The 26,582-nt window shown below is 68.5% G+C and carries 26 protein-coding genes; 18 read left to right on the top strand and 8 right to left on the bottom strand.

Translation table 11 applies throughout. The features are described from left to right. Window positions 1–93 precede the first annotated feature (93 nt). Entirely contained in the window at window positions 94–1,344 is a 1,251-nt protein-coding gene (locus ACJH6H_RS21035) for a cytochrome P450 (RefSeq protein ID WP_406775718.1), read from the bottom strand. Between the two features lie 60 nt (window positions 1,345–1,404). After that, window positions 1,405–2,271, bottom strand: coding sequence for a ribokinase (locus tag ACJH6H_RS21040; protein WP_406775719.1), 867 nt, complete (start codon window positions 2,269–2,271; stop codon window positions 1,405–1,407). Window positions 2,272–2,327: 56 nt separating this feature from the next. On the opposite strand from ACJH6H_RS21040, the gene ACJH6H_RS21045 reads away from it, so the two are divergent. The 8 genes from ACJH6H_RS21045 to ACJH6H_RS21080 all read left to right on the top strand — a co-directional run bounded on the left by ACJH6H_RS21045 (window position 2,328) and on the right by ACJH6H_RS21080 (window position 9,284). Next, complete coding sequence (locus ACJH6H_RS21045; RefSeq protein WP_212812297.1) at window positions 2,328–3,575, top strand: glutamate-5-semialdehyde dehydrogenase; 1,248 nt, start codon at window positions 2,328–2,330, stop codon at window positions 3,573–3,575. Between the two features lie 12 nt (window positions 3,576–3,587). Further along, window positions 3,588–4,478, top strand: coding sequence for a MoxR family ATPase (locus tag ACJH6H_RS21050; protein ID WP_212812296.1), 891 nt, complete (start codon window positions 3,588–3,590; stop codon window positions 4,476–4,478). Window positions 4,479–4,488: 10 nt separating this feature from the next. After that, a complete protein-coding gene (locus ACJH6H_RS21055) occupies window positions 4,489–5,934 on the top strand; it encodes a vWA domain-containing protein (RefSeq protein WP_406775720.1) in 1,446 nt (481 codons plus the stop codon). A 70-nt stretch (window positions 5,935–6,004) separates the two neighbouring features. Then, window positions 6,005–6,619 carry a nicotinate-nucleotide adenylyltransferase gene (gene nadD, locus ACJH6H_RS21060; RefSeq protein WP_406775735.1) on the top strand — a complete coding sequence of 205 codons (615 nt, stop codon included), beginning with the start codon at window positions 6,005–6,007 and terminating at the stop codon, window positions 6,617–6,619. Next, the gene (rsfS, locus tag ACJH6H_RS21065; protein WP_406775721.1) at window positions 6,616–7,029 is read left to right on the top strand and encodes a ribosome silencing factor; all 414 of its coding nucleotides are present in this window, start codon (window positions 6,616–6,618) and stop codon (window positions 7,027–7,029) included. Before nadD ends, rsfS begins: the two co-directional genes overlap by 4 nt. Then, the gene (gene gpgP, locus ACJH6H_RS21070; protein WP_406775722.1) at window positions 7,026–7,694 is read left to right on the top strand and encodes a glucosyl-3-phosphoglycerate phosphatase; all 669 of its coding nucleotides are present in this window, start codon (window positions 7,026–7,028) and stop codon (window positions 7,692–7,694) included. Before rsfS ends, gpgP begins: the two co-directional genes overlap by 4 nt. After that, entirely contained in the window at window positions 7,684–8,445 is a 762-nt protein-coding gene (gene octT, locus ACJH6H_RS21075; protein ID WP_406775723.1) for a diglucosylglycerate octanoyltransferase, read from the top strand. The genes gpgP and octT overlap by 11 nt, the downstream gene beginning before the upstream one ends. A gap of 2 nt (window positions 8,446–8,447) precedes the next feature. Next, window positions 8,448–9,284 (top strand): DegV family protein, encoded by an 837-nt coding sequence (locus ACJH6H_RS21080; protein WP_406775724.1) that lies wholly within the window; start codon window positions 8,448–8,450, stop codon window positions 9,282–9,284. A gap of 10 nt (window positions 9,285–9,294) precedes the next feature. On the opposite strand, the gene ACJH6H_RS21085 is transcribed toward ACJH6H_RS21080, so the two are convergent. The 4 genes from ACJH6H_RS21085 to ACJH6H_RS21100 form a co-directional block, all read right to left on the bottom strand. Continuing rightward, entirely contained in the window at window positions 9,295–9,534 is a 240-nt protein-coding gene (locus ACJH6H_RS21085; RefSeq protein ID WP_064859578.1) for a hypothetical protein, read from the bottom strand. A 70-nt stretch (window positions 9,535–9,604) separates the two neighbouring features. Next, window positions 9,605–12,202 (bottom strand): LuxR C-terminal-related transcriptional regulator, encoded by a 2,598-nt coding sequence (locus ACJH6H_RS21090; RefSeq protein WP_406775725.1) that lies wholly within the window; start codon window positions 12,200–12,202, stop codon window positions 9,605–9,607. 52 nt (window positions 12,203–12,254) lie between these two features. Further along, window positions 12,255–12,662 (bottom strand): LuxR C-terminal-related transcriptional regulator, encoded by a 408-nt coding sequence (locus ACJH6H_RS21095; RefSeq protein WP_406775726.1) that lies wholly within the window; start codon window positions 12,660–12,662, stop codon window positions 12,255–12,257. Between the two features lie 27 nt (window positions 12,663–12,689). Further along, a complete protein-coding gene (locus ACJH6H_RS21100; protein WP_406775727.1) occupies window positions 12,690–14,849 on the bottom strand; it encodes a helix-turn-helix transcriptional regulator in 2,160 nt (719 codons plus the stop codon). Between the two features lie 173 nt (window positions 14,850–15,022). Between ACJH6H_RS21100 and ACJH6H_RS21105 the strand changes: the two genes are divergently transcribed. Then, complete coding sequence (locus tag ACJH6H_RS21105) at window positions 15,023–15,217, top strand: hypothetical protein (protein WP_406775728.1); 195 nt, start codon at window positions 15,023–15,025, stop codon at window positions 15,215–15,217. 11 nt (window positions 15,218–15,228) lie between these two features. Here the strand turns inward: ACJH6H_RS21105 and ACJH6H_RS21110 are convergent, their stop codons facing one another. Continuing rightward, window positions 15,229–16,278, bottom strand: a complete 1,050-nt coding sequence (locus ACJH6H_RS21110) for a dihydrodipicolinate reductase (protein WP_406775729.1) — start codon at window positions 16,276–16,278, stop codon at window positions 15,229–15,231. A gap of 177 nt (window positions 16,279–16,455) precedes the next feature. Here ACJH6H_RS21110 and ACJH6H_RS21115 point away from each other — a divergent pair, with 177 nt between their 5' ends. From ACJH6H_RS21115 to holA, 4 genes are all read left to right on the top strand, one after another. After that, complete coding sequence (locus tag ACJH6H_RS21115; protein WP_406775730.1) at window positions 16,456–17,274, top strand: ComEA family DNA-binding protein; 819 nt, start codon at window positions 16,456–16,458, stop codon at window positions 17,272–17,274. Next, on the top strand, window positions 17,271–18,740 hold the full coding sequence (locus ACJH6H_RS21120; RefSeq protein WP_406775731.1) for a ComEC/Rec2 family competence protein: 1,470 nt from the start codon (window positions 17,271–17,273) through the stop codon (window positions 18,738–18,740). Before ACJH6H_RS21115 ends, ACJH6H_RS21120 begins: the two co-directional genes overlap by 4 nt. A 30-nt stretch (window positions 18,741–18,770) precedes the next feature. Continuing rightward, on the top strand, window positions 18,771–20,126 hold the full coding sequence (locus ACJH6H_RS21125) for a glutamine synthetase (protein WP_406775732.1): 1,356 nt from the start codon (window positions 18,771–18,773) through the stop codon (window positions 20,124–20,126). Between the two features lie 64 nt (window positions 20,127–20,190). After that, window positions 20,191–21,132, top strand: coding sequence for a DNA polymerase III subunit delta (gene holA, locus ACJH6H_RS21130; RefSeq protein ID WP_406775736.1), 942 nt, complete (start codon window positions 20,191–20,193; stop codon window positions 21,130–21,132). A 77-nt stretch (window positions 21,133–21,209) separates the two neighbouring features. Here the strand turns inward: holA and rpsT are convergent, their stop codons facing one another. After that, window positions 21,210–21,470 (bottom strand): 30S ribosomal protein S20, encoded by a 261-nt coding sequence (rpsT, locus tag ACJH6H_RS21135; protein WP_020102146.1) that lies wholly within the window; start codon window positions 21,468–21,470, stop codon window positions 21,210–21,212. A 228-nt stretch (window positions 21,471–21,698) separates the two neighbouring features. Here rpsT and ACJH6H_RS21140 point away from each other — a divergent pair, with 228 nt between their 5' ends. The 5 genes from ACJH6H_RS21140 to ACJH6H_RS21160 all read left to right on the top strand — a co-directional run bounded on the left by ACJH6H_RS21140 (window position 21,699) and on the right by ACJH6H_RS21160 (window position 26,424). Continuing rightward, window positions 21,699–23,354, top strand: a complete 1,656-nt coding sequence (locus ACJH6H_RS21140) for a circularly permuted type 2 ATP-grasp protein (RefSeq protein ID WP_406775733.1) — start codon at window positions 21,699–21,701, stop codon at window positions 23,352–23,354. Then, complete coding sequence (locus ACJH6H_RS21145; RefSeq protein ID WP_346414391.1) at window positions 23,354–24,325, top strand: alpha-E domain-containing protein; 972 nt, start codon at window positions 23,354–23,356, stop codon at window positions 24,323–24,325. The genes ACJH6H_RS21140 and ACJH6H_RS21145 overlap by 1 nt, the downstream gene beginning before the upstream one ends. Before the next feature lies 1 nt (window position 24,326). After that, complete coding sequence (locus ACJH6H_RS21150; RefSeq protein ID WP_064986590.1) at window positions 24,327–25,166, top strand: transglutaminase family protein; 840 nt, start codon at window positions 24,327–24,329, stop codon at window positions 25,164–25,166. Window positions 25,167–25,233: 67 nt separating this feature from the next. Next, window positions 25,234–25,665: a CBS domain-containing protein gene (locus tag ACJH6H_RS21155; protein ID WP_064860038.1), complete on the top strand. Its 432-nt coding sequence runs from the start codon at window positions 25,234–25,236 to the stop codon at window positions 25,663–25,665. Window positions 25,666–25,815: 150 nt separating this feature from the next. Further along, window positions 25,816–26,424 (top strand): GNAT family N-acetyltransferase, encoded by a 609-nt coding sequence (locus ACJH6H_RS21160; RefSeq protein ID WP_406775734.1) that lies wholly within the window; start codon window positions 25,816–25,818, stop codon window positions 26,422–26,424. The last annotated feature ends 158 nt before the right edge of the window (window positions 26,425–26,582 follow it).

Consider the following 26,582-nt stretch of genomic DNA (forward strand, 5'->3'; position numbering starts at 1 on the left):
CCACCCACGGCAAACCCGCAGTATTTGCTGAATCGCAACAGCTGCGTGGTTTTGGGCGGTGGCACCCTCACTCGGCGCGCGCAGACAGGTCGCTCAGGAAGCCGCCCGCCACGACTGATCGACGCGGTCGAAGGCGATGGGCAGGGTGAGCGGTCCGCTCAGACCCACCAACGGTTTCCACGGCACCGGCCCGGTCACGCGGGCATTGGGCATGCGCTGCGTCATGAGGGCGAGCGCTTCGGCCAGCTCCATCTTGGCCAGGTGCACGCCGAGGCAGTAGTGCATCCCGGCGCCGAAGGTCTGCATCGCCGGGGCGCCGGCGCGGGTGATGTCGAGGCGGTCGGGATCGTCGTACACGGCGGGGTCGCGGTTGGCCGCGCCGGTGTTCACCTGCAGGAAAGTTCCTGCGGGGAAAAGCATTCCGGCGAGTTCGACATCCTCGCGGGCCATCCGCAGCGAGCTGATCACGATGGGGGAGTGCCGCATGGTCTCTTCGACGGCACGGTCGGCCATATCCGGGTGCGCCCCCAGGAGCGCCCACTGGTCGGGGTGCTCGCACAGGACCTGTACCGAAGCGGCCACCTGGTTGCGGGTGGTGTCGGTGCCGGCCGCCAGCAGGCCGGTGGACAGCATGCGCAGTTCGTCGGCACTGAGCCGGTCACCGTCCTCCTCGGCGCGGATGAGATCCGAGATCAGATCGTCGGTGAGATTGTCGCGCCGACGGGCAACCATGTCGTCGATGTAGTCATCGAGCGCGTCCCACGCGGTCAGGATCGCGGTCTCGTGCTCGGCGACGTGCCAGTCGAAGGCCTGCATGAAATCGTCCACCCAGGCCGACAATTGCGCCCAGTCCTCGGCGGGGGCGCCGAGCAGGGCACAAATGACCGGGGTCGGGTACTGGCGCGCGATGTCGGTCACCACGTCGCAGTGCCCGCGGGCCACCTGGCGGTCGATCAGATCGCTGACGACGTCGACGACCGTGGCGCGCAGTCGTTCGATGGCGCGGCGGCTGAAGGCCGTCGCGATCAGTCGGCGCAGGCGGGTGTGTTCGGGACCGTCGATGCTGATGATCGATGCGCTGACCCGGTCCCACACCGGGCCCGACGTGATGCCCTGCGCCACGAGGAACATGCCCTGGGGAATCCGGAATCGCGGATCGCGCAGCACTTCGTGCGCGAGGTCGTAGGTCAGCACCTCCGGCCCGTGCGGGCCCATCGCGATCGGTGACTGCGCGCGCGCCGGCGCGAGGATCGCCTGCGCTTCGTCGGGGCTTTGCGCGCCCGAATAGTCGATCGCCGGAAGCGTGACGTCGAAGACGCTCGGAATACCGCTGGCAATGGTCATGCGTCGACTATCCGGCGTCGCGGCCGGCAGATCATCCGCCAAGTGGCGTATATCTGCGCGTCAGTTTGGCGCGTCGTCTTCCAGCGCGTCCTCGATGACCTCGTCTCGCGGTGCGCAGTCGCCGGCACCGGGGGTCAGGGTGGCGAGCGCGCCGGCTGTGACGGCCCGCCGGAGGGCATGTGCGGGGTCCGTGGTCCAGCCCGCAGCCAGGACGCCGGCGAAGACATCACCCGCGCCGGTGGTGTCGACGGCTTCGACCTGGGGCGCCGGGACATGTGTCTCACCGTCGGCCGTGCGGTGCTGCGCGCCGTCGGCGCCGCGCGTGATCACCAGGTGTGGGACGGGCCAATGCCATTGGGCGGCTTCGGTTTCGTTGACGATCACCACGTCGGTGACGGCGGCCAGCGCGGCGAGCACCTCCGGATCGGTGCCGGCGGGAGAGGCGTTGAGCACGACCGTCGCGCCGGCGTCCTTCGCCAGCCGCGCCGCCGCCAGCGCGGTGGCCGGCGGGATCTCCAGCTGCAGCAAGAGCACGTCGCAATCGGCGACGACGGCGCGAACGTGTGCGGAGTCCAGGGTCAGGTGCCCGTTGGCGCCCGGCGCCACCACGATCATGTTTTCGGCGTTGTCGCCGACCATGATTGCCGCGGTACCACTCGGGACCGGCAGGCTGACGGTCCCGACCAGGCCGACGCCGTTGTCCTGCAAGTGCTTTCGCAGCGCGCCGCCCGTGGCGTCGGCCCCGAGCGCGGCGACAAGCTGGACATCGGCACCCGCACGGGCCGCCGCGACGGCCTGATTGCCGCCCTTGCCGCCGGGCTCCGAATGCAATGACGACGCCAGCACGGTCTGTCCCGGTCCCGGCAGGTCGGCCAAATCGAAGACCAAGTCCATGTTCACGCTGCCCACGACAGTGATGCGAGTCACCGGGCCACCGTAGCCCCGACCGGCCCGGACCGCCGATACCTCGTTACCCTGGGTTAATGAGTGTGCACGCAGCTACGGACACCGATCTGCGCCAGCAGGTGCATGACGCCGCCCGGCGGGCCCGCGTCGCGTCGCGCGTGCTGGCCACGCTGACCACCGAAGCCAAGAACCGCGCGCTGCACGCCGCGGCCGATGCAGTGCTCGCCGCCGCGGACCTGGTGCTCGCCGCCAACGCCGAGGACATCGACGCCGCACGCGCCGCCGGCACCGCCGAGGCGATGATCGACCGCCTGGCCCTGAACCCCCAGCGCCTCGACGGCATCGCCGCCGGATTGCGGCAGGTCGCCGGGCTGCCGGACCCCGTGGGTCAGGTGCTGCGCGGAAGCACGCTGCCCAATGGCCTCCAGATTCGTCAGCAGCGGGTGCCGCTCGGCGTGGTCGGCATGGTTTACGAGAGCCGGCCCAACGTGACGGTCGACGCCTTCGGCCTGGCGCTGAAGTCCGGCAACGCGGCGCTGCTGCGTGGCAGCTCGTCGGCAGCCCGGTCGAATGCGGCTCTGGTCACCGCACTGCGGGCGGCGCTGGCCGCCGAGGGCCTGCCCGAGGACGCGGTGCAGCTGCTGCCCAGCGAGGACCGCGCCAGCGTCACCCACCTGATCCAGGCTCGCGGGCTGGTCGACGTGGTGATCCCGCGCGGCGGCGCCGGCCTGATCGACGCCGTGGTGCGCGACGCCACCGTGCCGACCATCGAGACCGGCGTCGGTAACTGCCACGTCTACGTCCACGAGGCCGCCGATCTCGACATGGCCGAGAGCATCCTGCTGAACTCCAAGACCCGCCGTCCCAGCGTGTGCAACTCGGCCGAGACCCTCCTGGTGGACCGGGCCATCGCCGACACCGCGCTGCCGCGGCTGGTGACCGCGCTGCAGGACGCCGGGGTGACGGTGCATCTGGACCCGAGCGAAGACGAGCTGCGCGCCGAGTTCCTGTCGCTCGACATGGCGGTTGCCGTGGTGGACGGTGTCGACGGCGCCATCGCGCATGTCAACGAGTACGGCACCGGGCACACCGAGGCGATCGTCACGACCAATCTTGCTGCGGCCCAGCGGTTCTCCGAACAGGTGGACGCTGCCGCCGTGATGGTCAACGCGTCGACGGCCTTCACCGACGGTGAGCAGTTCGGCTTCGGCGCCGAGATCGGCATCTCGACCCAGAAGCTGCACGCGCGCGGTCCGATGGGGCTGCCGGAACTGACCTCCACCAAATGGATCGTGTGGGGCGACGGCCAGACCCGGCCCGTGTAAGAGGAGAAGAACTTGAGTACACCCGCTCGTTCGGTGCCGCTGTTCGGCGAAAATGCCGCCATCGATGACGTCGCCAAGCGACTCACCGAAACCGGATACCTGCCCGACACCGCAACGGCCACAGCGGTTTTCCTGGCGGACCGGCTGGGCAAGCCGCTGCTGATCGAAGGACCGGCGGGTGTCGGCAAGACCGAACTGGCCCGGGCCATCGCCCAGTGCACGGGGTCGGAGCTGGTGCGGCTGCAGTGCTACGAGGGCGTCGACGAGGCCCGCGCGCTGTATGAGTGGAACCACGCCAAGCAGATCCTGCGGATCCAATCGGGTCAGCAGTCTGGTGACTGGGACCAGACCAAGATGGACGTGTTCAGCGAGGAGTTCCTGCTGAGCCGGCCGCTGCTGACGGCCATCCGCCGCACGGAGCCCACCGTGCTGCTGATCGACGAGACCGACAAGGCCGACATCGAGATCGAAGGCCTGCTGCTGGAGATCCTGTCCGACTTCGCCGTCACCGTGCCCGAACTCGGCACCATCAAGGCGCAGCAGACACCGCTGGTCGTGCTGACGTCGAACGCCACCCGCGAACTGTCCGAGGCGCTCAAGCGTCGCTGCCTGTTCCTGCACATCGACTTCCCCGACCCCGATCTGGAACGGCGCATCCTGTTGTCCCGGGTGCCCGAGCTGCCGGAGAAGATCGCCGACGAGCTGGTCCGGATCATCGGCGTGCTGCGCGGCATGCAGCTCAAGAAGCTGCCGTCGGTCGCCGAGACCATCGACTGGGGCCGGACGGTATTGGCGTTGGGCATGGACACCATCGATGACGAGATGATCGCCGCGACGCTGGGTGTGGTGCTCAAACACCAGTCAGATCAGCAGCGCGCCATCGGCGAGTTGAAGCTGAACTAGGGGAGTCCGCATGGCCGTCGCCCGCACGCCCGCGCAACCGCTTGCCCCGCACGGCATTCCGGGCCACCTCGTGGGGTTCGTCGAGGCCCTGCGCAAGGTGGGCATCAACGTCGGGCCGTCGGAGACCGTCGATGCCGGCCGGGTGATGGCCACCCTGGGACTGGGTGACCGCATGGTGCTGCGCGAGGGTCTGGCGTGTGCGGTGCTGCGCCGGCCCGACCATCGCGAGACGTACAACGCGCTGTTCGACCTGTGGTTCCCCGCGGCCATGGGGGACCGGGCGGTCTTGGAACTCGACGACGACGAGGATCCGGAGCACCGGCCCGACCGGATCCCGCCCGAGGACGTCGAGGGCATGCGCGCGGCACTCGTCGACCTGCTGTCCGACGCGGACATGGCGAACCTCGACGACCGCCTGATGGCGATGATCGCGCAGATCGTCGACGCCTACGGCAAGTACAACTCGAGCCGGGGCCCGTCGTACTCGTCGTATCAGGCGCTCAAGGCCATGGGTCTGGACCAGCTCGAAGGCAAGCTGCTGGCCGGACTGCTGGCGCCGTACGGCGACGAGCCCACGCCGACGCAGGAGCAGATCGCCAAAGCGATTGCCGCCAAGCGTATTTCGCAGCTGCGGCACATGGTCGAGTCGGAGACCAAGCGGCGCACCGCCGAGCAGATCGGCCGCGACCACGTGCAGACCTACGGCATCCCGCAGCTGGCCGAGAACGTCGAATTCCTCAGGGCGTCAGGCGATCAGCTGCGGCAGATGCGCAATGTCGTTGCGCCGCTGGCCCGTACGCTGGCCACCCGGCTCGCGGCGCGCCGGCGTCGTTCCCACGCCGGCCAGATCGACCTGCGCAAGACCCTGCGCAAGTCGATGTCGACCGGCGGCGTGCCCATCGAGGCCGTCCTCAAGAAGCCGCACCCGGCCCGTCCCGAGCTGGTGGTGCTGTGCGACGTGTCCGGCTCCGTCGCGGGCTTCAGCCACTTCACGCTGATGCTGGTGCATGCCCTGCGTCAGCAGTTCTCGCGGGTGCGGGTCTTCGCCTTCATCGACACCACCGACGAAGTCACCGAGCTGTTCGGCCCCGACGCCGACCTGGCCGTCGCGGTGCAGAAGATCACCCGCGAGGCCGCCGTCTACACCCGGGACGGGCATTCGGACTACGGCCACGCGTTCGTCTCGTTCCTGGACAAGTGGCCCAACGCGCTCTCGCCGCGCACGGCCCTGCTGGTGCTCGGCGACGGCCGCAACAACTACCGCAACCCGCAGGCCGACCTACTGGCACACATGGTGAACGCCAGCCGGCACGCGCACTGGCTCAACCCCGAGCCCAAGCACCTGTGGGGCAGCGGCGACTCCGCGACGGCCAAGTACCAGGACGTCATCACCATGCACGAATGCCGGTCGGCCAAGCAGCTCGCGTCGGTGATCGACAACCTGCTGCCGGTCTAGCCGCCGAGGTCCTGCCCCCGAGTTGGCTCCGAACACTGCCGTAAGCTGGCCAATCGTGACTCGACGCAGGCTGGGAGTGATGGGTGGGACGTTCGATCCCATCCATCATGGACACCTCGTCGCGGCCAGTGAGGTGGCCGACCTGTTCGAGCTCGACGAAGTGATCTTCGTGCCGACCGGGCAGCCCTGGCAGAAGCGGGATCGCCACGTCACCGCCGCCGAGGATCGGTACCTGATGACGGTCATCGCGACAGCCGCGAACCCGCGGTTCTCGGTCAGCCGCGTCGACATCGACCGCGGTGGCCCCACCTACACCAAGGACACCCTGCGGGATCTGGCCCGGCAGAACCCCGACACCGACCTGTTCTTCATCACCGGCGCCGATGCGCTGGCCTCGATCCTGTCCTGGCAGAACTGGGAGGAGCTGTTCTCCACGGCCCGGTTCATCGGCGTCAGCCGGCCCGGCTACGAGCTGGACGGCAAGCACATCGAGGAAGCGCAGAAAGAACTGCCGGCCGACGCCCTGACCCTCGTCGAGGTGCCCGCGCTGGCCATCTCGTCGAGCGACTGCCGTCGCCGCGCCCAGGACAACCGGCCCATCTGGTACCTGGTGCCCGACGGCGTCGTTCAATACGTATCCAAACGTGGCCTCTATCAAGCCGCGGACAAGCAGGAGAGTTCATGACCGCCACCCCCGAAGCCCTCGACATGGCGACGGTCGCCGCCCGTGCGGCGTCCGCCAAGCTCGGCGAGAACATCAGCGTCATCGACGTCTCGGATCAGTTGGTCATCACCGACTACTTCGTCATCGCTTCCGCGTCCAACGACCGCCAGGTCAACGCCATCGTCGACGAGGTCGAAGAGAAGATGCGCTGGGCGGGCCACAAGCCGGCCCGTCGCGAAGGCGCCCGCGAGGGCCGTTGGGTGCTGCTCGACTACGTCGACATCGTGGTGCACATCCAGCACCAGGAAGAGCGCGAGTACTACGCGCTGGACCGGCTGTGGCGGGACTGCCCGGCCATCGAGGTCGACCTGGAGGGCGAGTTGCCGGTGAACCCGGACGGTGACGACGCGTCCGACGAGGACGGCGAGTGAGGAACCGCCGTCTCCTGCTGCTGCGTCACGGCCAGACGGAATACAACGCCACCAGCCGGATGCAGGGCCAGCTCGACACCGACCTGAGCGATCTGGGCCGGGCCCAGGCGGTCGCCGCCGCCGAGGTGCTGGCCAAGCGTCAGCCCCTGGTGATCGTGTCGTCCGATCTGCGCCGGGCTCTCGACACCGCGACGACGCTGGGGGACCAGGCCGGCATGCCGGTGTCGGTCGACGAACGGCTCCGCGAGACGCACCTGGGGGACTGGCAGGGTCTGACGCACCAGGAGGTCGACGCCGTCGCCCCCGGCGCGCGGCTGGCCTGGCGTGACGATGCCCGCTGGGCGCCGCACAACGGCGAGAGCCGGGTGGACGTGGCGCACCGCAGCCTCCCCGTGGTGGCCGAGCAGCTGCGCAAGCTGCCTGAATGGGGTATCGACGAGGTCGACCGGCCCGTGGTGCTCGTGGCGCACGGTGGGTTGATCGCCGCGCTGACTGCGGCCTTGCTGGAGCTGCCGGTGGACAACTGGCCGGTGCTCGGCGGCATGGGCAATGCCAGCTGGGTGCAATTGTCCGGGCACAGTGCCGGACTGGCCGACGACGATCCCGTGAAGTGGCGTCTGGATGTCTGGAACGCCTCGGCCCAGGTGGCGAACGATGTCCTCTGACACTCCGACCACTCCGGCTACTCCGACCAGGCCCGTTCTCCTGGTCTTCTGCGACTCGTTGTCCTACTACGGGCCGACCGGCGGACTGCCGTCTGATGATCCCCGCATCTGGCCCAACATCGTTGCGTCCCAACTTGGTTGGGAGCTGGAGCTGATCGGCCGGATCGGCTGGACGTGCCGCGATGTGTGGTGGGCCGCGACGCAGGATCCGCGGTCGTGGGCGGCCCTGCCCAAGGCTGGTGCGGTGATCTTCGCGACGTGCGGCATGGATTCGCTGCCGTCGCCGTTGCCGACGGCGCTGCGGGAGCTGATCCGCTACGTGCGGCCACCGTGGCTGCGCCGCATCGTGCGGGACGGCTATGGCTGGCTGCAGCCGCGGCTGTCGCCGATCGCCCGGCCTGCGCTGCCGGCGCACCTGACGGTCGAGTATCTCGAAGAGACCCGCGGGGCAATCGATTTCAACCGCCCCGGCATCCCGTTCGTGGCGACGATTCCATCGGTGCACATCGCGGAGACCTACGGCAGCTCGCACCGGTGGCGCGACGCGACGGTTTCGGCGATCACCGATTGGGCCGACGCCAAGCAGATTCCGATCGTCGACCTCAAGGCCGCAGTCGGTGACGAGGTGATGTCCGGCCGGGCCAATCCGGACGGGATCCACTGGAATTTCGAGGCGCACCGCGCGGTCGCCGAACTCATGCTCAAGGGGCTGGCCGAGGCCGGTGTGGTGTCGCAGCGGACCGACGGCTAGCCATGACAGTGGTGGTGGTCACCGACTCGTCGGCTCGGCTTGACCCAGAAGAGTTGAAGCGCTGGGACATTCGGGTGGTCCCGCTGCACGTGCTGCAGGACGGCATCGACTACCAGGACGGGATCGACCCGATTCCGCAGGACATCCAGGACCGGTCGCATGTGTCCACGTCCGGTGCGGCGCCCGCGGATCTGACTGACGTCTACAAGCAGGCGCTGGCCGACAGCGGCGGCGACGGCGTGGTGGCGGTGCATCTGTCGGCCGGTCTGTCGAGCACGTTCAGTGCCGCGGCGGCCGTGGGCCGTGAGATGGGTTCGTCTGTGCGCGTGGTCAATTCGCGGTCTGCCGCGATGGGCGTCGGGTTCGTCGCCGTGGCTGCGGCCCGGGCCGCAGCGGCCGGTGCTGATCTGGATACCGTTGAGGCGCAGGCGCGTTCGGAATCCGGCAGGCAACACGGGTTCATCGTCGTGCACCGCCTGGACAATCTGCGGCGCAGTGGCCGCATCGGCACCGCGGCCTCCTGGCTCGGTACCGCGTTGTCGCTGAAGCCGTTGCTGCAGTTGGACATCGACGGCCGGCTGGTACTGGATCAGCGGATTCGGACCGTCGCCAAGGCGCATGCCGCGATGATCGAGCGGGTGGTCGCGCTCGTCGGCGAGCGGCCCGCATCCATCGCCGTGCACCACGTCGACAATCACGACGACGCCGCGTCGATCGGCGCCGCACTGACTTCCCGTCTACCCCAGGTCGAATCACTGGTGGTGACCGACATGGGGCCGGTGCTGGCTGTGCACGTCGGCTCCGGCGCGGTCGGTGTCATCGTCAACACGCAGGGCTAGCGTCCGTCCGTCAGTGACCCGGTTCGAACGCAACCGGCAGCGTGGCCGGCTCCGTCACCCCCAGGTCATGTTGTGCGGCAGCCAGTTTCGCCTCGCCGATGCGGTAGATGCCGGCAAGTGCCGACGGCTCGACGCCGACGTACTCGCAGATCAGGTCCGCCGCGACGCGTGCGTCGCGCAACCGCAGGGCAAGTGAGTAGGGCAACGGCAGCCGCCGCAGCGCCTGCTCGCGGGAAGTTGACGTGGCCATGTGATGAGCCTGTGCGTTACTGGGCACGCAGGACTGAGTAGGCGGGTACTCGAATCGGGCGGGGGCGTCCCTACCGCCGCAGCAGCGCGGCGAGTTCGTCGCGGTTGGTGGTGCCGGTCTTGGCCATGGCACGGTAGATGTGGCCTTCGACGGTGCGGGGGGACAGGGTGAGTCTGTGGGCGATGGCGGGGCTGGAAAGGCCGTGGCCGAGGAGGATGACGATCTCGCGTTCGCGATCGGTGAGAGGGAGCGGTTGGGCGGCCCGCCGGAGTGCGGGTGTACTGGCGCCGCAGTGTTGGGCGAGTGCCTGCGCGCGGGTCACGCAGGTGAGCGCCGAGCCGCGTTGGTCGTGTTTGCGGTAGGCCAGTGCCGCGTGGGCGGCTGCGTCGATCGCCGCGATGAGCTCGCCGATGTCCTCGAAATCCGTTGACATGGTGATGAGTTCGTCGGCGGCACCGGCCTGCAGCGCGCAGGCGAAGCGTGCTGCCAGGCCGACCCGGGGGCCTTCGACGATAGAGGTGAGTTGCAGCAGTCGGTCGGCTCCTGAGCCGTCGCCGAACTGCGCCGCGGTCTGCCACGCCAGCACTTCGTATGCCGGCTGTCCTGCGTCGTGGGCGTCGGCCGCGGCGGTGCGAGCCAGTTGCACGGCTTCGGTCAGCGACCCTTCGGCGGCGGCAACCCACGCCCGGGCCAGTGTCACCTCGGTTGCGAGGAACAACATTCCCGGGTGCAGGTTCGCCTCGAGGTCGATCAAAGCGTGCCGGGCGGCCGTGGCATCGCCGGCCCACGCCAGTGCCTGCGTAATACCCAGTCGGCCGCGGAAGGGCCAACCACCGACTTCGCCGAACGGGGCCATTACGGTCACGGCCCGTTGTAGTCGCTTCAGCGCCACGGCGACCTGCCCGCCGGCGAGTTGGGCCTGTCCCAGATGGACCTCTCCGCTGTGCGGAAGCCAGGTGTCCTGCATGTCGCGCCAGGCCTGTCGCGCGACGTCCTGGGCGTCGTGAATCAGGCCTGCGAGCTTGAGGCCGATCATGTATCGGTAGCTGAGGCCGTTGCGAAGCACCGAGCCGTTGGGTGCGACGGTCGCGGCGGTCTGGCCCAGCGCCGCCGCGGTCCTCAGTTCGCCGACACGGCCCAACATCGCCAGACCGCCGACCTTGGCCCAGGAGGCAAGGGCCCCATCCTGGTCGGGCAGCGGTCCGGAAAGGGCCGCGTCGGCAATCCGGACCGCCGCTGATGGTCGGCCGAGATCCGCGTGAAAAGAGGCTCGCTGAGCGGCGAGGATCCGCCGGGCGAGTGGATCGGCAACGGTCGCTTCGGCTTCGCCGAGGATTGCTTCGGCTGACGTCGGCTGACGAAGGGTCCAGTACGTGTTGTGTCCGCGGAGGGTGGCTATTCGGGCCCGCTCGACGTCGGTCTCCGCGCGGTCGGCGAGCGCGGCCAACTTGGTTTGTGCCTCCGCTGCGCTGCCCAGCCAGACCATGCAGTAGCCGTGTTGGAGCTCTGCCGGCATGCCACCGCCGGCCTCGACCGCGGCTTCCGACAGCCGTTCCGCCAGTGGCGTATTCAGCAGGTGAACGGCTGCTCGAGATGCGGCCAGGAACAGCTCGGGTTCGGGCGGAAGATCGGAGTCGAGCACCAAAGTGGCGCGACGTACCAGCATGGTGTCGTCCTGGTCCGTGCCGGCCACCAAGGCAGTTGCGACCAGGCCGCGGAGCCGCCGGAGCCGCAGCGTCGGAGCGCGTTCGCGGCGCACTTCACCGTAGAGGGGATGCGCCAGCCGGACTTTCGCCGTGCCGTCGCTGCTGTCGAGGGTTATGAGGCTGCGTACTTCGGCGTCCTCCACCGCCGCCGGATCGGTGATGTCAGTGAGTGATCGGATGTCCATCGGTTCGCCGACGGCCAGGATGTCGATGACGTCCCCGACCGCAGGAGGTAGCGCACCCATCCGCGATTCGATCAGCTCGACGAGTGCCGGTGCCACGGTCATTCCGCCGGCCCAGCGCCAGCAGCCGTCGTCGGGTGCCAGTCGGCCGGCCGACACCTCCTGTTCCACCATGTGGTGCAGGTAGAGGACGTTGCCGCGCGTGAGACTCCACAGCCGGTGCCCCGCGCCCGGGTCGACAGTTCCGCCGAGGGTGACGCTCAAGAGGCCGGCGGTCTCGTCGGCCGACAACGGTTGCAGATCGATGCGATGAAACTCGCCTGCAGCCCAAATCTCTTGGACCCCAGGGGGAACTGTCTCACCGTCCCGCAGCGTCAAGACGAGTTTCGCGGTCCGCCGACGCGCGATCTGATGCAGGACGAAAGCCGACAGATCGTCGAGCAGGTGGACGTCGTCCACGCCGACGATGACCGCGGCGCCGTGCGACGTGGTGGTGAGGGCATCGACCATCAGCCGAACGAGTTGGGGCCCATCCATCTCGGCCGTCATCCAGGCGGTCAGCGCGCCGAGGGGCAGTGCGCGCGCCGATGCGGTGCCCACCGCCCAGTGCGTCGTGCTGCCCGCGCCGGCAGCGCGCGCCAGAGCTTCGCGCGCGATGCGACTCTTGCCCACGCCGGCAGCGCCGTGCAGCACCACGCCGGACGAGTCGGGGTCGGACATCGCGGCGTCGATGGCCGCAAGTTCTTCGTTGCGGCCGGTCAGTGGCCAGGTCAGGCGCACTCAGACAGCGTAGGCGGGATCACGGCGGGACGGCACCGCTACGGCGTTGCTGTCAGCGGCTCAGGAGTGCGGCGAGTTCGTCGCGGTTGGTGGTGCCGGTCTTGGCCATGGCACGGTAGATGTGGCCTTCGACGGTACGGGTGGACAGGGTCAGGCGGTCGGCGACGGCGCGGCTCGAAAGCCCCTGGCCGAGAAGTGCCACGATTTCGCGTTCGCGGTCGGTCAGGGGGAGCGGTCGGACCGCCTGCCGTAGCGCCGGGGTGGTGGCGCCGCAGCGTCGCGCGAGTGCCTGTGCGCGGGTTGAACACGTCAGTGCCGAGCCGCGTCGGTCCAGTCTTCGGTAAGCCAGTGCGGCGTGGGCGGCCGCGTCGATCGCGGCGATGTTGTCGCCGATGTCTTCGAAACCCTCTGATACAGCGGCCAGTTCGTCGGCTTCGCCGGTCCGTAGTGCGGCGGCCAATCGTGCTGCCAGTTCCGCGCGGGGTCCTTAGACGATGCCGGCGAGCTCTCTGAGCCGCTGTGCGCTGGTGTGGTCGCCGAACTGGGCGGCGGTTTGCCGGCACATCACTTCCGCCGCGAATTGTCCATTGGACCCTGCGGTGTCAGCGGTGGCGAGTGCCGTCGATACCGCCGCGGTGACCGCGCCCTGACAGGCTGCCACCCACGCGTTGGCGATCCCGTACTCGTAGTCGAATATCCGCCAGCTCGGATGTCGTTGGCGCTCAAGTTCACTGGCCGCGGCGATTGCTTCGTCGCAGGCTCCGCGCATCGCCAAAGCCGTCGTCCAGGGGAGTTGATAGCGGTATCCCCATCCGTTGGTCTCGCCGTCCGAAAACGCTTCGACGATCGGCATCAGCAGTGCGCACGCGTCGTCCATCCGTCCGTCGGCCAGCGCCGCGCGGCCGGCAATGGCGCCGGCCCGCAGGCGGGCCGGACCGGGCATGTCGCTGGCTTGCAACAGAGTTCGTGTGGCGGCATCGCATGCTTCGCGGATTCGGCCCGCCAGCACGAGTGCGCCGACCCGGGCATCAACGACTGCGAACCGGGTGTACGCGTGCTCGATCCCCCTCTCCATCAAGCCATCTGCGGTGTCGGCGGCCGCCATCGCGTCGTCGGTGTGGCCCGCGTCGCCGGCGGCCATTGTGATCGCCCAGCCCGCACTGGGCGCCGCAATTCCGGGCAAGCACTCGAAGTCCATCCCCGCGGCTATCTTCTGTGCCGCTTCAGGTTTCGCCATCACCGCCCAGAAGATGATGAGCAGCGTGTCGATCCAACCTCTGGCGTCCGGTGTTGTCATGGCCCGAGCGCAAGCGGCGTCGATGAGCTGCTTCGCGCCGTCAGGGTCGCGGAGCGTCCACAACTTGATCATCGCCCACACGTACGTAAGTCTCGCGTGATCGACGTCGGTCAGACCGGCCGTCGGTGTCGCGGCGATGACAGCTTCCGCTTCGGGTCCACGGCTCATCCACGACAGGAGATTGCCCCGAACGAAGTACGCCTCGGCGGCTGCTCCGGCCCGAATCGCAGCCTCGCTCAACCGATCAGCGAGGGCCAGATCGGCCAGCCACATGGCTCCGATGGCAGCAGCTGCCAGCAGCTGTGGATCGGGCTCGAGGTCGGAGTCGATGCTCAATGTGGCGCGCCGGACCAGGATTCGGATGTCGTCTTGTGGACCGGTGGCGGCGAGTTCGGCTGCGACAATACCCCGCAGCCGACGAAGGCGGGTCTGCGCGGCGCGGGCGCGACGCACCTCTCCGTAGAGCGGATGGGCCAGTCGGACGTCGTTCGACTTCAGCGTGATCAGGCCGCGCACCTCGGCTTCTTCTATTCCTGCCGGTTCGGCGATCCGGCGCAGTGCGGCCAGGTCGAGCGGCTCGCCGACAGCCAAGAGGTCCACGACCTCGCCGGCGGCAGGCGGAAGGCCGCGCATCCGGGACTCGATCAACTCCACCAGGCTCGATGGGATGGCGATGTCGCCCGTCCACGTCCACATGCCGCGGCATCGGGCCAGGCGCCCGTCTGCCACCTCCTGGTCGACGATGTTGCGCAGATAGAGGGCATTGCCACGAGTGAGCGCCCACAACCGCTGCGCGGTGTCGGAGGCCACCGGCCCGTTCAGCGTCGCAGCGAGCAGCGTCGAGATCTCCTCGCGGGACAATGGCTGTAGGTCGAGGCGCCCGAGTTCGCCACTCGAACGCACATCCTCGAGTCCGGGCGGCATCGGCTCACCGTCGCGAATCGTCAAGATGATTTTCGCGGCACGTCGCTGGATGATCTGGTGCAGGACGAACACCGACAGATCGTCGAGTAGGTGTGCGTCGTCGACACCCAGGACGACGTCCGAGCCTTCCGGCGTCGTCGTCAAAGAGTCGATCACGCCACGAACCAATTGGAGCGAATCCGCGGCCGACGGCGCCCATGACGCAAAAGCGCCCAATGGAAGTGCGCGTGCCGACGCGCTGCCGACCGCCCATCGAGTTCGGGTCTGGGTTGACGCCATGGCGTGTAACGCATCTCGGGCCACACGGCTCTTTCCGACGCCCGCTGCGCCACACAACACGATTCCCGCCAGTGTCGGGTCCGACATGGCGTCGGCGATGGTCTGCAGTTCCTCGTCTCGGCCGGTCAGCGGCCATGTCAACCGCATTGGAACAGGGTAGTTGGCGGCCCGCTTTGTGGACAGGCCGAACTACGCAGGTAGGGGTCCGCCACGCGGGGTCCCATTCGAGTACCCGTCTACTCGCTCCCAGAAGTCGCCGTCACCGCACTCTGAATCCAGAGCGGCACCCTTTCCGCAGACCCGACTGAAAGGCGACGACCATGAGCCACACACTGCATCTCAGCTGGCCCCACGCCCTGGCAGTTCACGCACCTTCCGCGCCCCGCTGGCTCACCGATGCGGAGCACGTCATCGGTGATGCGATGCATCGGTTGGCCGACGAGCACCCCATTTACGACACTCATGTGGAGTACATCGAGGACGCGCTGATGGCGCGTGAAATGTACCGACTTTGAACGGCTTCGGGCTATCCGGCGAAGTGTCCGGCGACCGGCGGCAGATCCTTGAGCGTGAGGATGCCCGGCGCGGCAGCCACCACTGCGGGCACCGCGTTGGTGACGGGCAGCGCGGTGTAGATCATGCCGAGGCCGTTGAGGCTCACCTCGCTCCAGTCTTTCGACGGCAGGCAGTACACGACGGTGCGCATGTTGGGTACGCCGAACACCTGGATGACGTGACCGTGTGCCACCGGCTTCGGCGGCGTGACGTGTTCGCCCATGATCCAGTTGAAGCCGACGCTGACGACGTTCTTGTCGCCGACCCAGCCGCGGTGGTAGCCGTAGACGCTGGCGACGGTGCCTTTCGGGATCTGCATGAACCCCAGGTCAGAGTCCTCGGTCGCCGGCGTGAAGGTGACGTCGAAGGTGATCTTGTCCAGCTTGGCGCCGATGGCGTCGGCCATCATCGCGGCTGACTCGGCGAACACCTCGCTCTCCAGGCGCACGCTCTCGGCCAGGCCCGGCGTCTCCGGGTCTTTCCCGAAGCCCATCGCGGCCATGGTGCCGGCTGATTCGTAGACGCCGCAGTCGACCGACTCGGTGATGCGGATTTCGTCGACGCTCTCGCACGCGCTGGACAGCACCATGCCCATCATGTTGGTCAGACCAGGGTGCGCGCCGCTGCCGAAGATCGTGGAATTGCCTGCCTCGCAGGCCTTCTGGATGCGTGCGAGGTCCTCCGGGCTCTGCTTGCCGCCGGTGATCCAGGCCGCGGTCGAACACACGTTGATGCCTGATTCCAGCAGCCGGACCAGCTCGTCGACGCTCGGCCAGATCGGGTTGTAGCAGCAGGCATCGGGCTTGAGAGCCACCAACTCTTCGATGTCGTTGGTGGCCTTGATTCCGGTGGGTTCGGGCCAGCCGGCCAGCTCGGCGGCGTCCACCCCGACCTTCTCGGCGCCGTACGCGTAGACGCCGACCAGTTCCATGTCGTCACGGGCGATGATGGCGTGCAGGGATCGCTTGCCGATGTTGCCGGTGGTCCACTGGATGACGCGGAGCGGGCGGTCGGTGGTCATGGAGGCCTCCTCGTTGGGGCTGTGCTTTCGCTAGACACTATGCCGCAAGTGTCTACCTGGCTTCGAGGGTGCCGATGGTCGGACGATTCATCCACAGAACGCGATTGATCCACAGGCGGCGGGTTCGACCGCTCTTTGCGGCGTTTCCGGTCGGTGCCGCCACCTAACGTCGCGGGCATGGTCACTCAGACACCGGTCGATCGGGCGCAGCGGCGGTTGGCAGCGCAGCCCGGAGACGCAACAGACGGGGACGACGAACGCGATCCGAACGACGACACCTCGCTGTCACGGTGGTTGCCCGACGCGATGCCCGGCAGTCCGGGTTGGCTGGCATCGGTACGGGCCGATCCGGGACGAACGGGGGTCATCGCGCTCGCCGTCGTCGGCCTGGTCGCGGTCGTGGTGACCGTGATCGCTGTACTCGGCGACGACAAGCCGCCGGTAACCGCGGCGAAACTGCCTCCCGTGCAGATGGTTTCATCCTCCGCACCTGGAGCGCCCGCGCCGCCTGCCAAGGCCGAGGAGGTTGTGGTGAGCGTGGCAGGCCTGGTCCACAAACCGGGGCTGGTGACACTTCCTGCCGGTGCCCGCATCGCCGACGCCGTCACCGCAGCGGGGGGAGCGCTGGCCGGCGCTGACATCGTCGGCCTGAACATGGCCCGCAAGGTGGCCGACGGCGAGCAGATTCTGGTCGGCATCACCGCACCGCTGGGTGCGCCCGCGGTGATGCGCAGTTCGGCCGGTGCGACGTCCGGGCCGCCGGAGAAGGGGCCGCCCGGCGACGGAAAAGGTGCTGGAGCACAGGGGCCCGTTGATCTGAACACCGCGACGGAGGAGCAACTCGACGGCCTGCCCGGCATCGGACCGGTGATGGCGAAAGCGATCGTGGCGTGGCGGGCGGCCAACGGCCGGTTCGCGAGCGTCGACCAGTTGGGCGAGGTCGACGGCATCGGGCCGAGCCGGCTGGAGAAACTGCGTGCCCTGGTCAAGGTGTGACGGGCAGTCCCGCGCCGGACGTCCCCGGCATCGACTTGCGGCTGGTACCGGCCGCCGTGACGTGCTGGACGGTGACGGCGGTCGGCGTGTGGTGGGGGCCGTGGGCAGCGCTGACGGCGGTGGTGATCGCGGTGGCGGGCACCGTGGGAGTCGGGTTGTGGATGGGCTCGGTGCGTTGGCCCGCAGTGCTCGCCGTGGCGACGGTGGGCGCGGCATTCGCGATCGTCGCGGCGGTGCGTGTGCATGCGGTCGATACGCATCCGCTGGCGTCACGCTTCGGTACGACGGCGGCGGTGACGGTCACACCCACCGAGTCGCCCAGGACGATCCAAGGCGGCAGGCTGATGTTCACGGCGTCGCTGCAGAGGCTAGCGGATACCGAATCATCCGGGAGGGTCATGGTTTTCGCGCCGGCCGTCGGATACGCAGAGGTCGGCGTGGGCCGCCCGATGGCGTTCCGTGCCCGGGTCACCCGGCCGAAGCGGCGCGATCTGTCGGTGGCCGTCCTGGCCGCCGTGGGCACACCCCGGTTCGGAACCGCCTCGACCGGGCAGCGCGCGGCCGCACACGTGCGGGCTGAATTCGGCGAGGCCGCTCGACTGGTGTTGCCGCCCGACCAGGCGGCGATGCTCCCGGGCCTGGTGCTGGGCGATGTGTCGGCGGTCGAGTCGGATACGACGGCCGCGTTCCGCCGGGCGGGGTTGACGCATCTGACGGCGGTGTCGGGCGCGAACGTGACCATCGTGTGCGGCGCGGTGCTGCTCAGCGCGGCGGTGGTGGGGCCGCGGATCGCCGTGGCGCTGGCGGCGGTGACGCTGTTCGTGTTCGTCGTCATCGTGCAGCCCTCGCCGAGTGTATTACGCGCCGCGGCAATGGGTTCGGTGATGTTGCTGGGCATGCTGGTGCATCGGCGTCGACAGGCCATCCCCGCGTTGGCGGCGAGCGTACTGGTGCTCATGGTGATCTCCCCGGCGCTCGCGGTCGACGCCGGCTTCGCGCTGTCAGTGGTGGCGACGGCAGGGCTCGTGGTGATCGCGCCAGGGTGGTCGCGCCGACTGGTGAACCGCGGCTGGCCGAAGTTGATCGCTGACGCCGTGTGTGTGGCCGGTGCCGCGCAACTCGTGACGGCGCCGTTGGTGGCGGCGATCTCGGGTAGCCTGAGTCTGGTCGCGGTCGCGGCCAATCTCCTTGTCGCTCCGGTAATTCCGCCTATCACGATCCTCGGCACCGCGGCGGCCGCAGTGGCGTGGTGCTGGCCCGCGGCGGCGCAACTGCTCATCCGGTTCACCGGACCCGAACTGTGGTGGCTGTTGCACGTCGCACGGTGGAGTGCCGCGGTTCCCGGTGCGGCGGTGCACGTCCCGTCGGGCTGGGGCGGCGCGTTGCTGCTCGGCGGGGCGACGGTTGCAGGGGCGCTGCTGCTGGCCGTGTGGCGCCGACGACGAGGAAATGCGATCCGGCCATGAACTCCCGCGCCGCGTAGCAGAATTATTGACGTGAATGACGAACCTGCCGGGTCCGCAGCGGCGGTGGCGGCGCTCGAAGCGGCCGGCGTCCGGACCCTGATCGGCACCGTGGTCAACGCGGCGGGACTGACCCAGGTCAAAGTGGTATCGCTCGATCGGGTGGCGGTGTTCGCCGACCACGGGCTGGGTACCAGCCCGACGTGGCATGTCTTCGCCATCGACCAGACCGGCATCGTGGTGAGCGATGAGATCGGTGTGGTCGGGGACCGGCGGGTGCGCGCCGACCTGGCGGGTGTGGCCCTACTCGGTGATGGGGTCGCCTGGGCGCCGTGTTCGTTCTTCACTCAGGACGGCAAGCCGGACCCGTACTGCGGTCGCGCTGTGCTGCAACGGGTTACGCGGCGATTGGCCGCGGCCGGGCTGACGGCCACCGTCGGGCACGAGGTCGAGTTCGTGCTCGTCGGCCCCGATGGCGCGCGGCTGCCGTCCGATCTGTGGGCGCAGTATGGCCTGGCCGGCGTGCTGGAATTCGAGGGTTTCGTCCGGGACGTGATGGAGGCGGCCGCAGCGGCAGGGGTGTCCATCGAACAGTTCCATCCCGAGTACGGGGCCAACCAATTCGAATTCTCGCTGACACCCCGTGATCCGGTCACCGCTGCGGACCAGCTGGTGCTCGCGCGCATCATCATCAGCCGCGTCGCCCGCCGCCAGGGGCTGCGAGTCAGCCTGTCTCCGGTGCCCTTCGCAGGGAGCGTGGGTTCTGGCGCGCATCAACACTTTTCACTGAGTCACCACGGGGTGCCGGTGTTCTCCGGTGGCTCAGGGGAGCACGGTATGACCAATACCGGTGAGTCGGCTGTCGCGGGGCTGCTGGCCGGCCTACCTGGCGCGCAAGGCGTGTTGTGCGGCTCGATCGTGTCCGGGCTGCGCATCCAGCCGGGAAGTTGGTCCGGCGCCAACGTCTGCTGGGGCACCGAGAACCGGGAGGCGGCGGTCCGCTTCGTCAGCGCTGAATCAGGTAATCCATACGGCGCCAACGTCGAGGTCAAGATCGTCGACCCGTCGGCCAATCCGTACCTGGCCTCGGCGACCATCCTCGGCCTGGCGCTCGACGGCATCACTCGCGAGCTGCCGCTGCCGCCCGAAGTCACCGTCGACCCAGGGTCCCTGACGCTCGCCCAACGCGAGCACGCCGGCGTGGTGACGCTGCCGGCGGAGCAGACCGAGGTGCTCGATGCGCTGCGCCACAGCGACGTGGTCCGCGACATCCTCGGGGACGCGCCGGTCGAGGCCGTCCTGGGTGTGCGCGGCTACGAACAACAGAACTACGGCGGCCTTTCCGACACCGAACTGGCGGAGAAGTTCCGGCTGGCTTGGAGTGTGTGAGTGCGTGCTAGGGCGTGTCTGCCCGCCATGAAACGATCAACGGGTGAGTGGATCGAGCGAGGCGTTGCATCTGGTGCTGGGCGACGAGGAACTGCTGGTCGAGCGTGCTGTGGCCGACGTGTTGCGGAACGCGCGCAAGCTGGCCGGCAACGACAACGTCCCCGTCGACCGGCTCCGGGCCGGTGACGTGTCCACCAGCGAGCTCGCCGAACTGCTGAGTCCGTCGTTGTTCGCCGAGGAACGCGTGGTGGTCCTGGAGTCTGCCGCCGAAGCCGGCAAGGACGCCGTTGCCCTCATCGCCGATGCGGCGGCCGACCTGCCGGGCGGCACCATGCTCGTCGTCGTGCACTCCGGTGGCGGCCGGGCCAAGGCCCTCGCTGATCAGCTGAAAAAGCTTGGCGCCGAGGTGCATCCGTGCGCGAAGATCACCAAGGCCGCCGAGCGCGCCGACTTCGTCCGCAAGGAATTCCGGTCGCTGAAGGTGAAGGTCGGCGACGACGCCGTCAACGCCGTTCTTGATTCCGTCGGCTCGGATATCCGGGAACTGGCGGCGGCGTGCTCGCAGCTGGTGGCCGACACGGGCGGTCAGATCGATGCGGCGGCGGTGCGGCGCTACCACTCCGGCAAGGCCGAGGTGAACGGCTTCGACATCGCCGACAAGGCCGTCTCGGGTGACGTCAGCGGCGTCGCCGAAGCGCTGCGCTGGGCGATGGCCGGCGGCGTGCCGCACGTGGTGCTGGCCGATGCGCTGGCCGAGGCCGTGCACTCCATCGCGCGGGTCGGTGGTCAGTCCGGCGACCCGTACCGGTTGGCGGGGGAGTTGGGGATGCCGCCGTGGCGCGTCCAGAAGGCGCAGAAGCAGGCCCGGCGCTGGACCCGGGACACCGTCGCCGAGGCGCTGCGGGTGGTCGCGGCACTGAACGCTGACGTCAAGGGTGCCGCGGCCAACGCCGACTATGCCCTCGAATCGGCGGTCCGTCGCGTCGCGGAGCTGGCCGACAACTGACGCGCACAGGGCCGCGCACACAACAAAACCGCGGCCCGATCAACGGGCCGCGGTTTCGCGAAAACTACAGGCTCAGATCAGAGCTTGTTGAACGCCAGGGTCAGCGCCGACTTCTTGTTGGCGGCCTGGTTCTTGTGGATGACACCCTTGGTGGCGGCCTTGTCCAGCTTGCGGTTGGTGGCGACGAGCAGCTCGCCGGCCTTTTCCTTCTCGCCCGCCTCGACGGCCTCACGGAACCCGCGGATGGCCGTACGCAGCGCCGACTTCACCGACTGGTTGCGCAGACGTGCACGCTCGTTGGTGCGGATGCGCTTTTCCTGCGACTTGATGTTGGCCACGCGTGTCGTTCCTTCTAAATCTCAATTTGGGCATGCTCTGAGGCGAGCGTGCTCGGTCTTAAGTCTGTGCTCTTCGCCCGTCAACGGGCAGCGACTGTTCAGGTTACCAGCGTCCATGCGAAATCCCCAAAGCGCGGCATACGCGCACTGGCCGGCAACAACCCCGAGCATATCGGTGAATGCCAACTTGCCCTGCCGAAACAGCCAGGTTGATGCAGCATGTCTGGCATGAGCCCACGGACATCGCACAGTGGTCCCGCGCGGACGCGGCCCACCTCCCCAGGGAATCGCTACGACGGTGTTTTCAACGGCTACGACGACGTCGACAGTTATGCCGCCGCGTACGACGAGATGTTCGACGCCCAGGGCGCCGTACGCGGTCTCTACAAGGGCGTCTTCGCCGAGTTGGCGCCGTCGGACACGTCCGAGCTGGCGGCCCGGTCCGAAGCGCTCGGCCGGGCGTTCACGGACCAGGGCATCACGTTCTCGCTGTCCGGCCAGGAACGGCCGTTTCCGCTGGATTTGGTGCCCCGGGTCATCTCGGCCACCGAGTGGTCGAAGCTGGAAAAGGGCATCAAGCAGCGGGTCAAGGCGCTCGAGATGTACCTCGACGATGTCTACGGCGATCAGGAGATCCTGCGCGACGGAGTCATCCCGCGCCGGCTGGTGACCTCGTGCGAGCACTTCCACCGCGAGGCCGCTGGCATCGTCCCGCCCAACGGCGTCCGCATCCACGTGGCGGGCATCGACCTGATCCGCGACGACAAGGGCGACTTCCGGGTGCTCGAGGACAACCTGCGCTCGCCGTCCGGGGTGTCCTACGTCATGGAGAACCGGCGCACCATGGCCCGCGTCTTCCCCAACCTCTTCGCGACGCACCGGGTCCGGGCGGTCGGTGACTACTCGTCGCACCTGCTGCGGGCGCTGCGCAACGCCGCGGCATCGAACGAAGCGGACCCGACCGTGGTGGTCCTCACCCCGGGCGTCTACAACTCGGCCTACTTCGAGCACTCCCTGCTGGCCCGGCAGATGGGCGTCGAGCTGGTCGAAGGCCGCGATCTGTTCTGTCGCGACAACGTCGTCTACATGCGGACCACCGAGGGCGAGCGCCAGGTGGATGTCATCTACCGCCGGATCGACGACATGTTCCTCGACCCCATGCAGTTCCGGCCCGACACCGTGCTCGGCGTCGCCGGCCTGCTCAACGCGGCCCGCGCGGGCAACGTCGTCATCTCCAGCGCCGTGGGCAACGGTGTCGGCGACGACAAGCTCGTCTACACGTACGTGCCGACCATCATCGAGTACTACCTGGGCGAGAAGCCCCTGCTGGCGAACGTCGACACCTACCGCTGTTGGCTCGAGGACGAATGCGAGGAAGTGCTCGACCGCATTCGCGAGCTGGTGATCAAGCCCGTCGAGGGCTCGGGCGGCTACGGCATCGTCTTCGGACCGGATGCCTCCGAGAAGGAGATCGCCGCGATCTCGAAGAAGGTCCGCGCCGACCCGCGCGGGTGGATCGCCCAGCCCGTCGTGCAGCTGTCGACGGTGCCGACGCGCATCGGCGACAAACTGGCACCCCGGCACGTCGATCTGCGGCCGTTCGCGGTCAACGACGGTGACGACGTCTGGGTGCTGCCCGGCGGCCTGACCCGCGTCGCCCTGCCCGAGGGCTCGCTGGTCGTGAACTCCAGCCAAGGTGGCGGCTCGAAGGACACCTGGGTGCTGGCGTCGCGGGCATCGACCGCCACCCACGAGCTCGGCGCCGCCGAAGTCGTCCGCTCCCTGCCGTCCGCCGGGCAGGCCGCCGACGAGGGACCCCCACAGCAGGCCGTCCAGACTGCCCATCAACAGCAGCAGCAACAGCAACAGGCGGTGATGTACTGATGTTGGCGCGCAACGCGGAATCGCTGTACTGGATCGGCCGCTACGTCGAGCGGGCCGACGACACCGCCCGCATCCTGGACGTCACCGTGCACCAGCTGTTGGAGGACTCGAGCGTCGACCCCGACCTGGCGTCGCGAACCTTGTTGCGGGTCCTCGGGATCGAGCCGCCGGCGGCACCGCTGGACATGTGGTCGCTGACCGACCTCGTCGCGTTCGGCCGCGGTGACGCGCAGAACTCGATCGTCGAATCGATCTCGGCGGCCCGTGAAAACGCCCGCGGCGCACGCGAAGTCACGTCCACCGAGATGTGGGAGTGCCTCAACACCACCTACAACGCCCTCGCCGAGCGGGAGCGGGCCGCCAGAAGGCTTGGGCCGCACGAGTTCCTGAGCTTCGTGGAAGGCCGCGCGGCGATGTTCGCGGGCCTGGCCGACTCGACGCTGTCGCGCGACGACGGCTACCGCTTCATGATGCTGGGCCGGGCGATCGAGCGTGTCGACATGACCGTGCGCCTGCTGCTGGCCCGCGTCGGTGACAGTGCGTCGTCGCCGGCGTGGGTGACGGTGTTGCGCTCCGCCGGTGCCCACGACACCTACCTGCGGACCTACCGCGGCGTGCTCGATGCCGGCCGGGTCGTCGAATTCATGTTGCTGGACAGGCTGTTTCCGCGGTCGGTGTTCTATTCGCTGCGGCTGGCCGAGCGGCATCTGGACGAGCTGCACAACCGGCCGCATGACCGCATCGGTGCCACCGGTGAGGCGCAGCGCCTGCTCGGCCGGGCGCGCAGCGAATTGGAGTTCCTACAGCCGGGCCTGCTGCTGGACTCCCTGGAGGATCGCCTGGCGGGTCTGCAACGCAGCTGCCGGGAAATCGGAGAAGCATTGGCGCTGGAGTACTTTCACGCGGCGCCGTGGGTCGCATGGACGGACGCGGGCCACCCGGTATCGGTTATCGAAGAAGGTGAAATCTGATATGTGGCGGCTCAGAGTTGTCCATGCCACCGGGTATGCCTACAAGTCGGCGGTGACGGCGTCGTTCAACGAGGCCCGTCTGACGCCGCGCTCGGACTCGCGGCAGAACGTCGTCCTCAATCGCGTCGAGACCACGCCGGCCACCCGCTCGTACCGGTACATCGACTACTGGGGCACCGCGGTGACGGCCTTCGATCTGCACGCACCGCACACCGAGTTGGAGGTGACGTCGTCCTCGGTCGTCGAGACCGACAAGGGCGAAATGCCCGCGGAACTCGTCACGTGGGACGACCTGGCAGGCGCCGGCGTGCGCGACCGGTTCGACGAGCTGCTCGTCCCGACCCGGTACACGCCGGTCAGCAAGCGGCTGCAGCGCGTCGGCCAGCGGATCATGAAGTACTACGACCCGCAGGAGGCCGTGATCGCCGCGGCGAACTGGGTCAACACCGAGCTGGACTACGTCCCGGGCACGACGGGTGTGCACTCGTCCGGACTGGACGCGTTGCGTGAGGGCAAGGGCGTCTGTCAGGACTTCGCGCACCTGACGTTGATCCTGCTGCGCGGCATGGGGATTCCGGCCCGGTATGTGTCCGGTTATCTGCATCCGCAGCGCCGGGCAGAGGTCGGCGATACCATCGAAGGCCAGAGCCACGCCTGGGTGCAGGCCTGGACCGGCGGCTGGTGGGACTACGACCCGACCAACGACGTCGAGATCAACGAGCAGTACGTGACCGTCGCGGTGGGGCGGGACTATGCGGACGTCACCCCGCTGAAGGGCATCTACTCGGGCGAGGGTTCCACCGACCTGGACGTCGTCGTGGAAATCACCCGGCTCGCTTGACTTTCGCCGCGCACTCTCCGTCGCCGACTACCATGGATGTGAGGTGGATCACGATCGGAGGCGGGCGATGCGGATCGCGGACGTACTGAGCAACAAGGGTGCCGCGGTAGCGACCATCGCCCCGGAGACCACGGTGTCGCAACTTCTGGCCAGCCTGGCGGCGTTGAACATCGGTGCCATGGTGGTGGTCGGAGACGACGGATTGGCCGGCATCGTGTCCGAGCGCGACGTCGTGCGCGAGCTGCACAAGCGCGGCGGCGGCCTACTGGGCCAGCCGGTTTCGGAGATCATGACGACCGTCCTGGCGACGTGCACGCCGCGCGACACCGTCGACCACCTCGTGGTGCTGATGACGCAGAACCGGGTGCGGCACGTGCCCGTCCTCGACGACGGCCGGCTGGCCGGCATCGTCAGCATCGGCGACGTCGTCAAGACGCGGATGGAAGAGCTCGAGACCGAGCAGCAGCACCTGCAGGACTACATCACCCAGGGCGGTTGACTTTCCCGTCACCACTTCCCGCGAGCGGCCGTGTCTGCACGGCGACACGCCGAGTTCGCGGGGCAATTCGGGGGCGCTCATCGGCGGCGAGCGGGCGCGAATTGTCGGCGGCGCCTGCACCGGCGGGCCGATTCACGGCAAGCTGGCGGCATGCGTGAAATTCAGACCCGGGCGGCCACCCGTTCCGACATCGGCGGCTTGTCGCACACCCTTGCCCGCGCATTCGCCGACGACCCGGTGATGACGTGGATGCTGCCCGACGATGGGCTGCGCCGGCGCCGGCTGCCGCGCCTGTTCACGGCGCTCACCAAGTACCAGCACTTGGGCCACGGCGGCGTCGAGGTGGCCTTGTCGGCGGACGGTATCGGCGCGGCGGCGTTGTGGGATCCCCCGGGCAAGTGGCAGCAGACGCGCGGCGCCGAGCTGCGGGCCGTGCCCATGATGCTGCTGACGTTCGGCACCGCGGTGCTGCGCGGCCAGGCGGCCGCGGAGCTGATGAAGAAGCACCACCCGGAGGAGCCGCATTGGTACCTCGCGGTGATCGGCAGCGACCCGACGGTGCGCGGCGGCGGGTACGGGCAGGCCCTCATGCGGTCCCGGCTGGACCGCGTCGACGCCGAACATGCCCCGGCCTATCTGGAATCGAGCAACCCGGTGAACGTGCCGTACTACGAGCGCTTCGGGTTCGAGGTCACGGGCGAGATGACGCTGCCGAACGGCGGGCCGAGCCTGATTCCGATGTGGCGTCCGGCGCGCTGAGCACTCTCAACGCGCGGTCAACGCACGCTCGACGGGCGCGAGCGGCCCCAAAATGCACGCCAAGAACGGCGTGTCGCCGTACAAACACTCAGTGTCATTCTCGAGTTGCCGCTGTTGCGGTGGTTGGGTTACTTCTCACCTGGTATTTGGCTCTTGCA

This window comes from Mycobacterium sp. SMC-21 (assembly GCF_045310825.1).
Taxonomy (GTDB): domain Bacteria; phylum Actinomycetota; class Actinomycetes; order Mycobacteriales; family Mycobacteriaceae; genus Mycobacterium.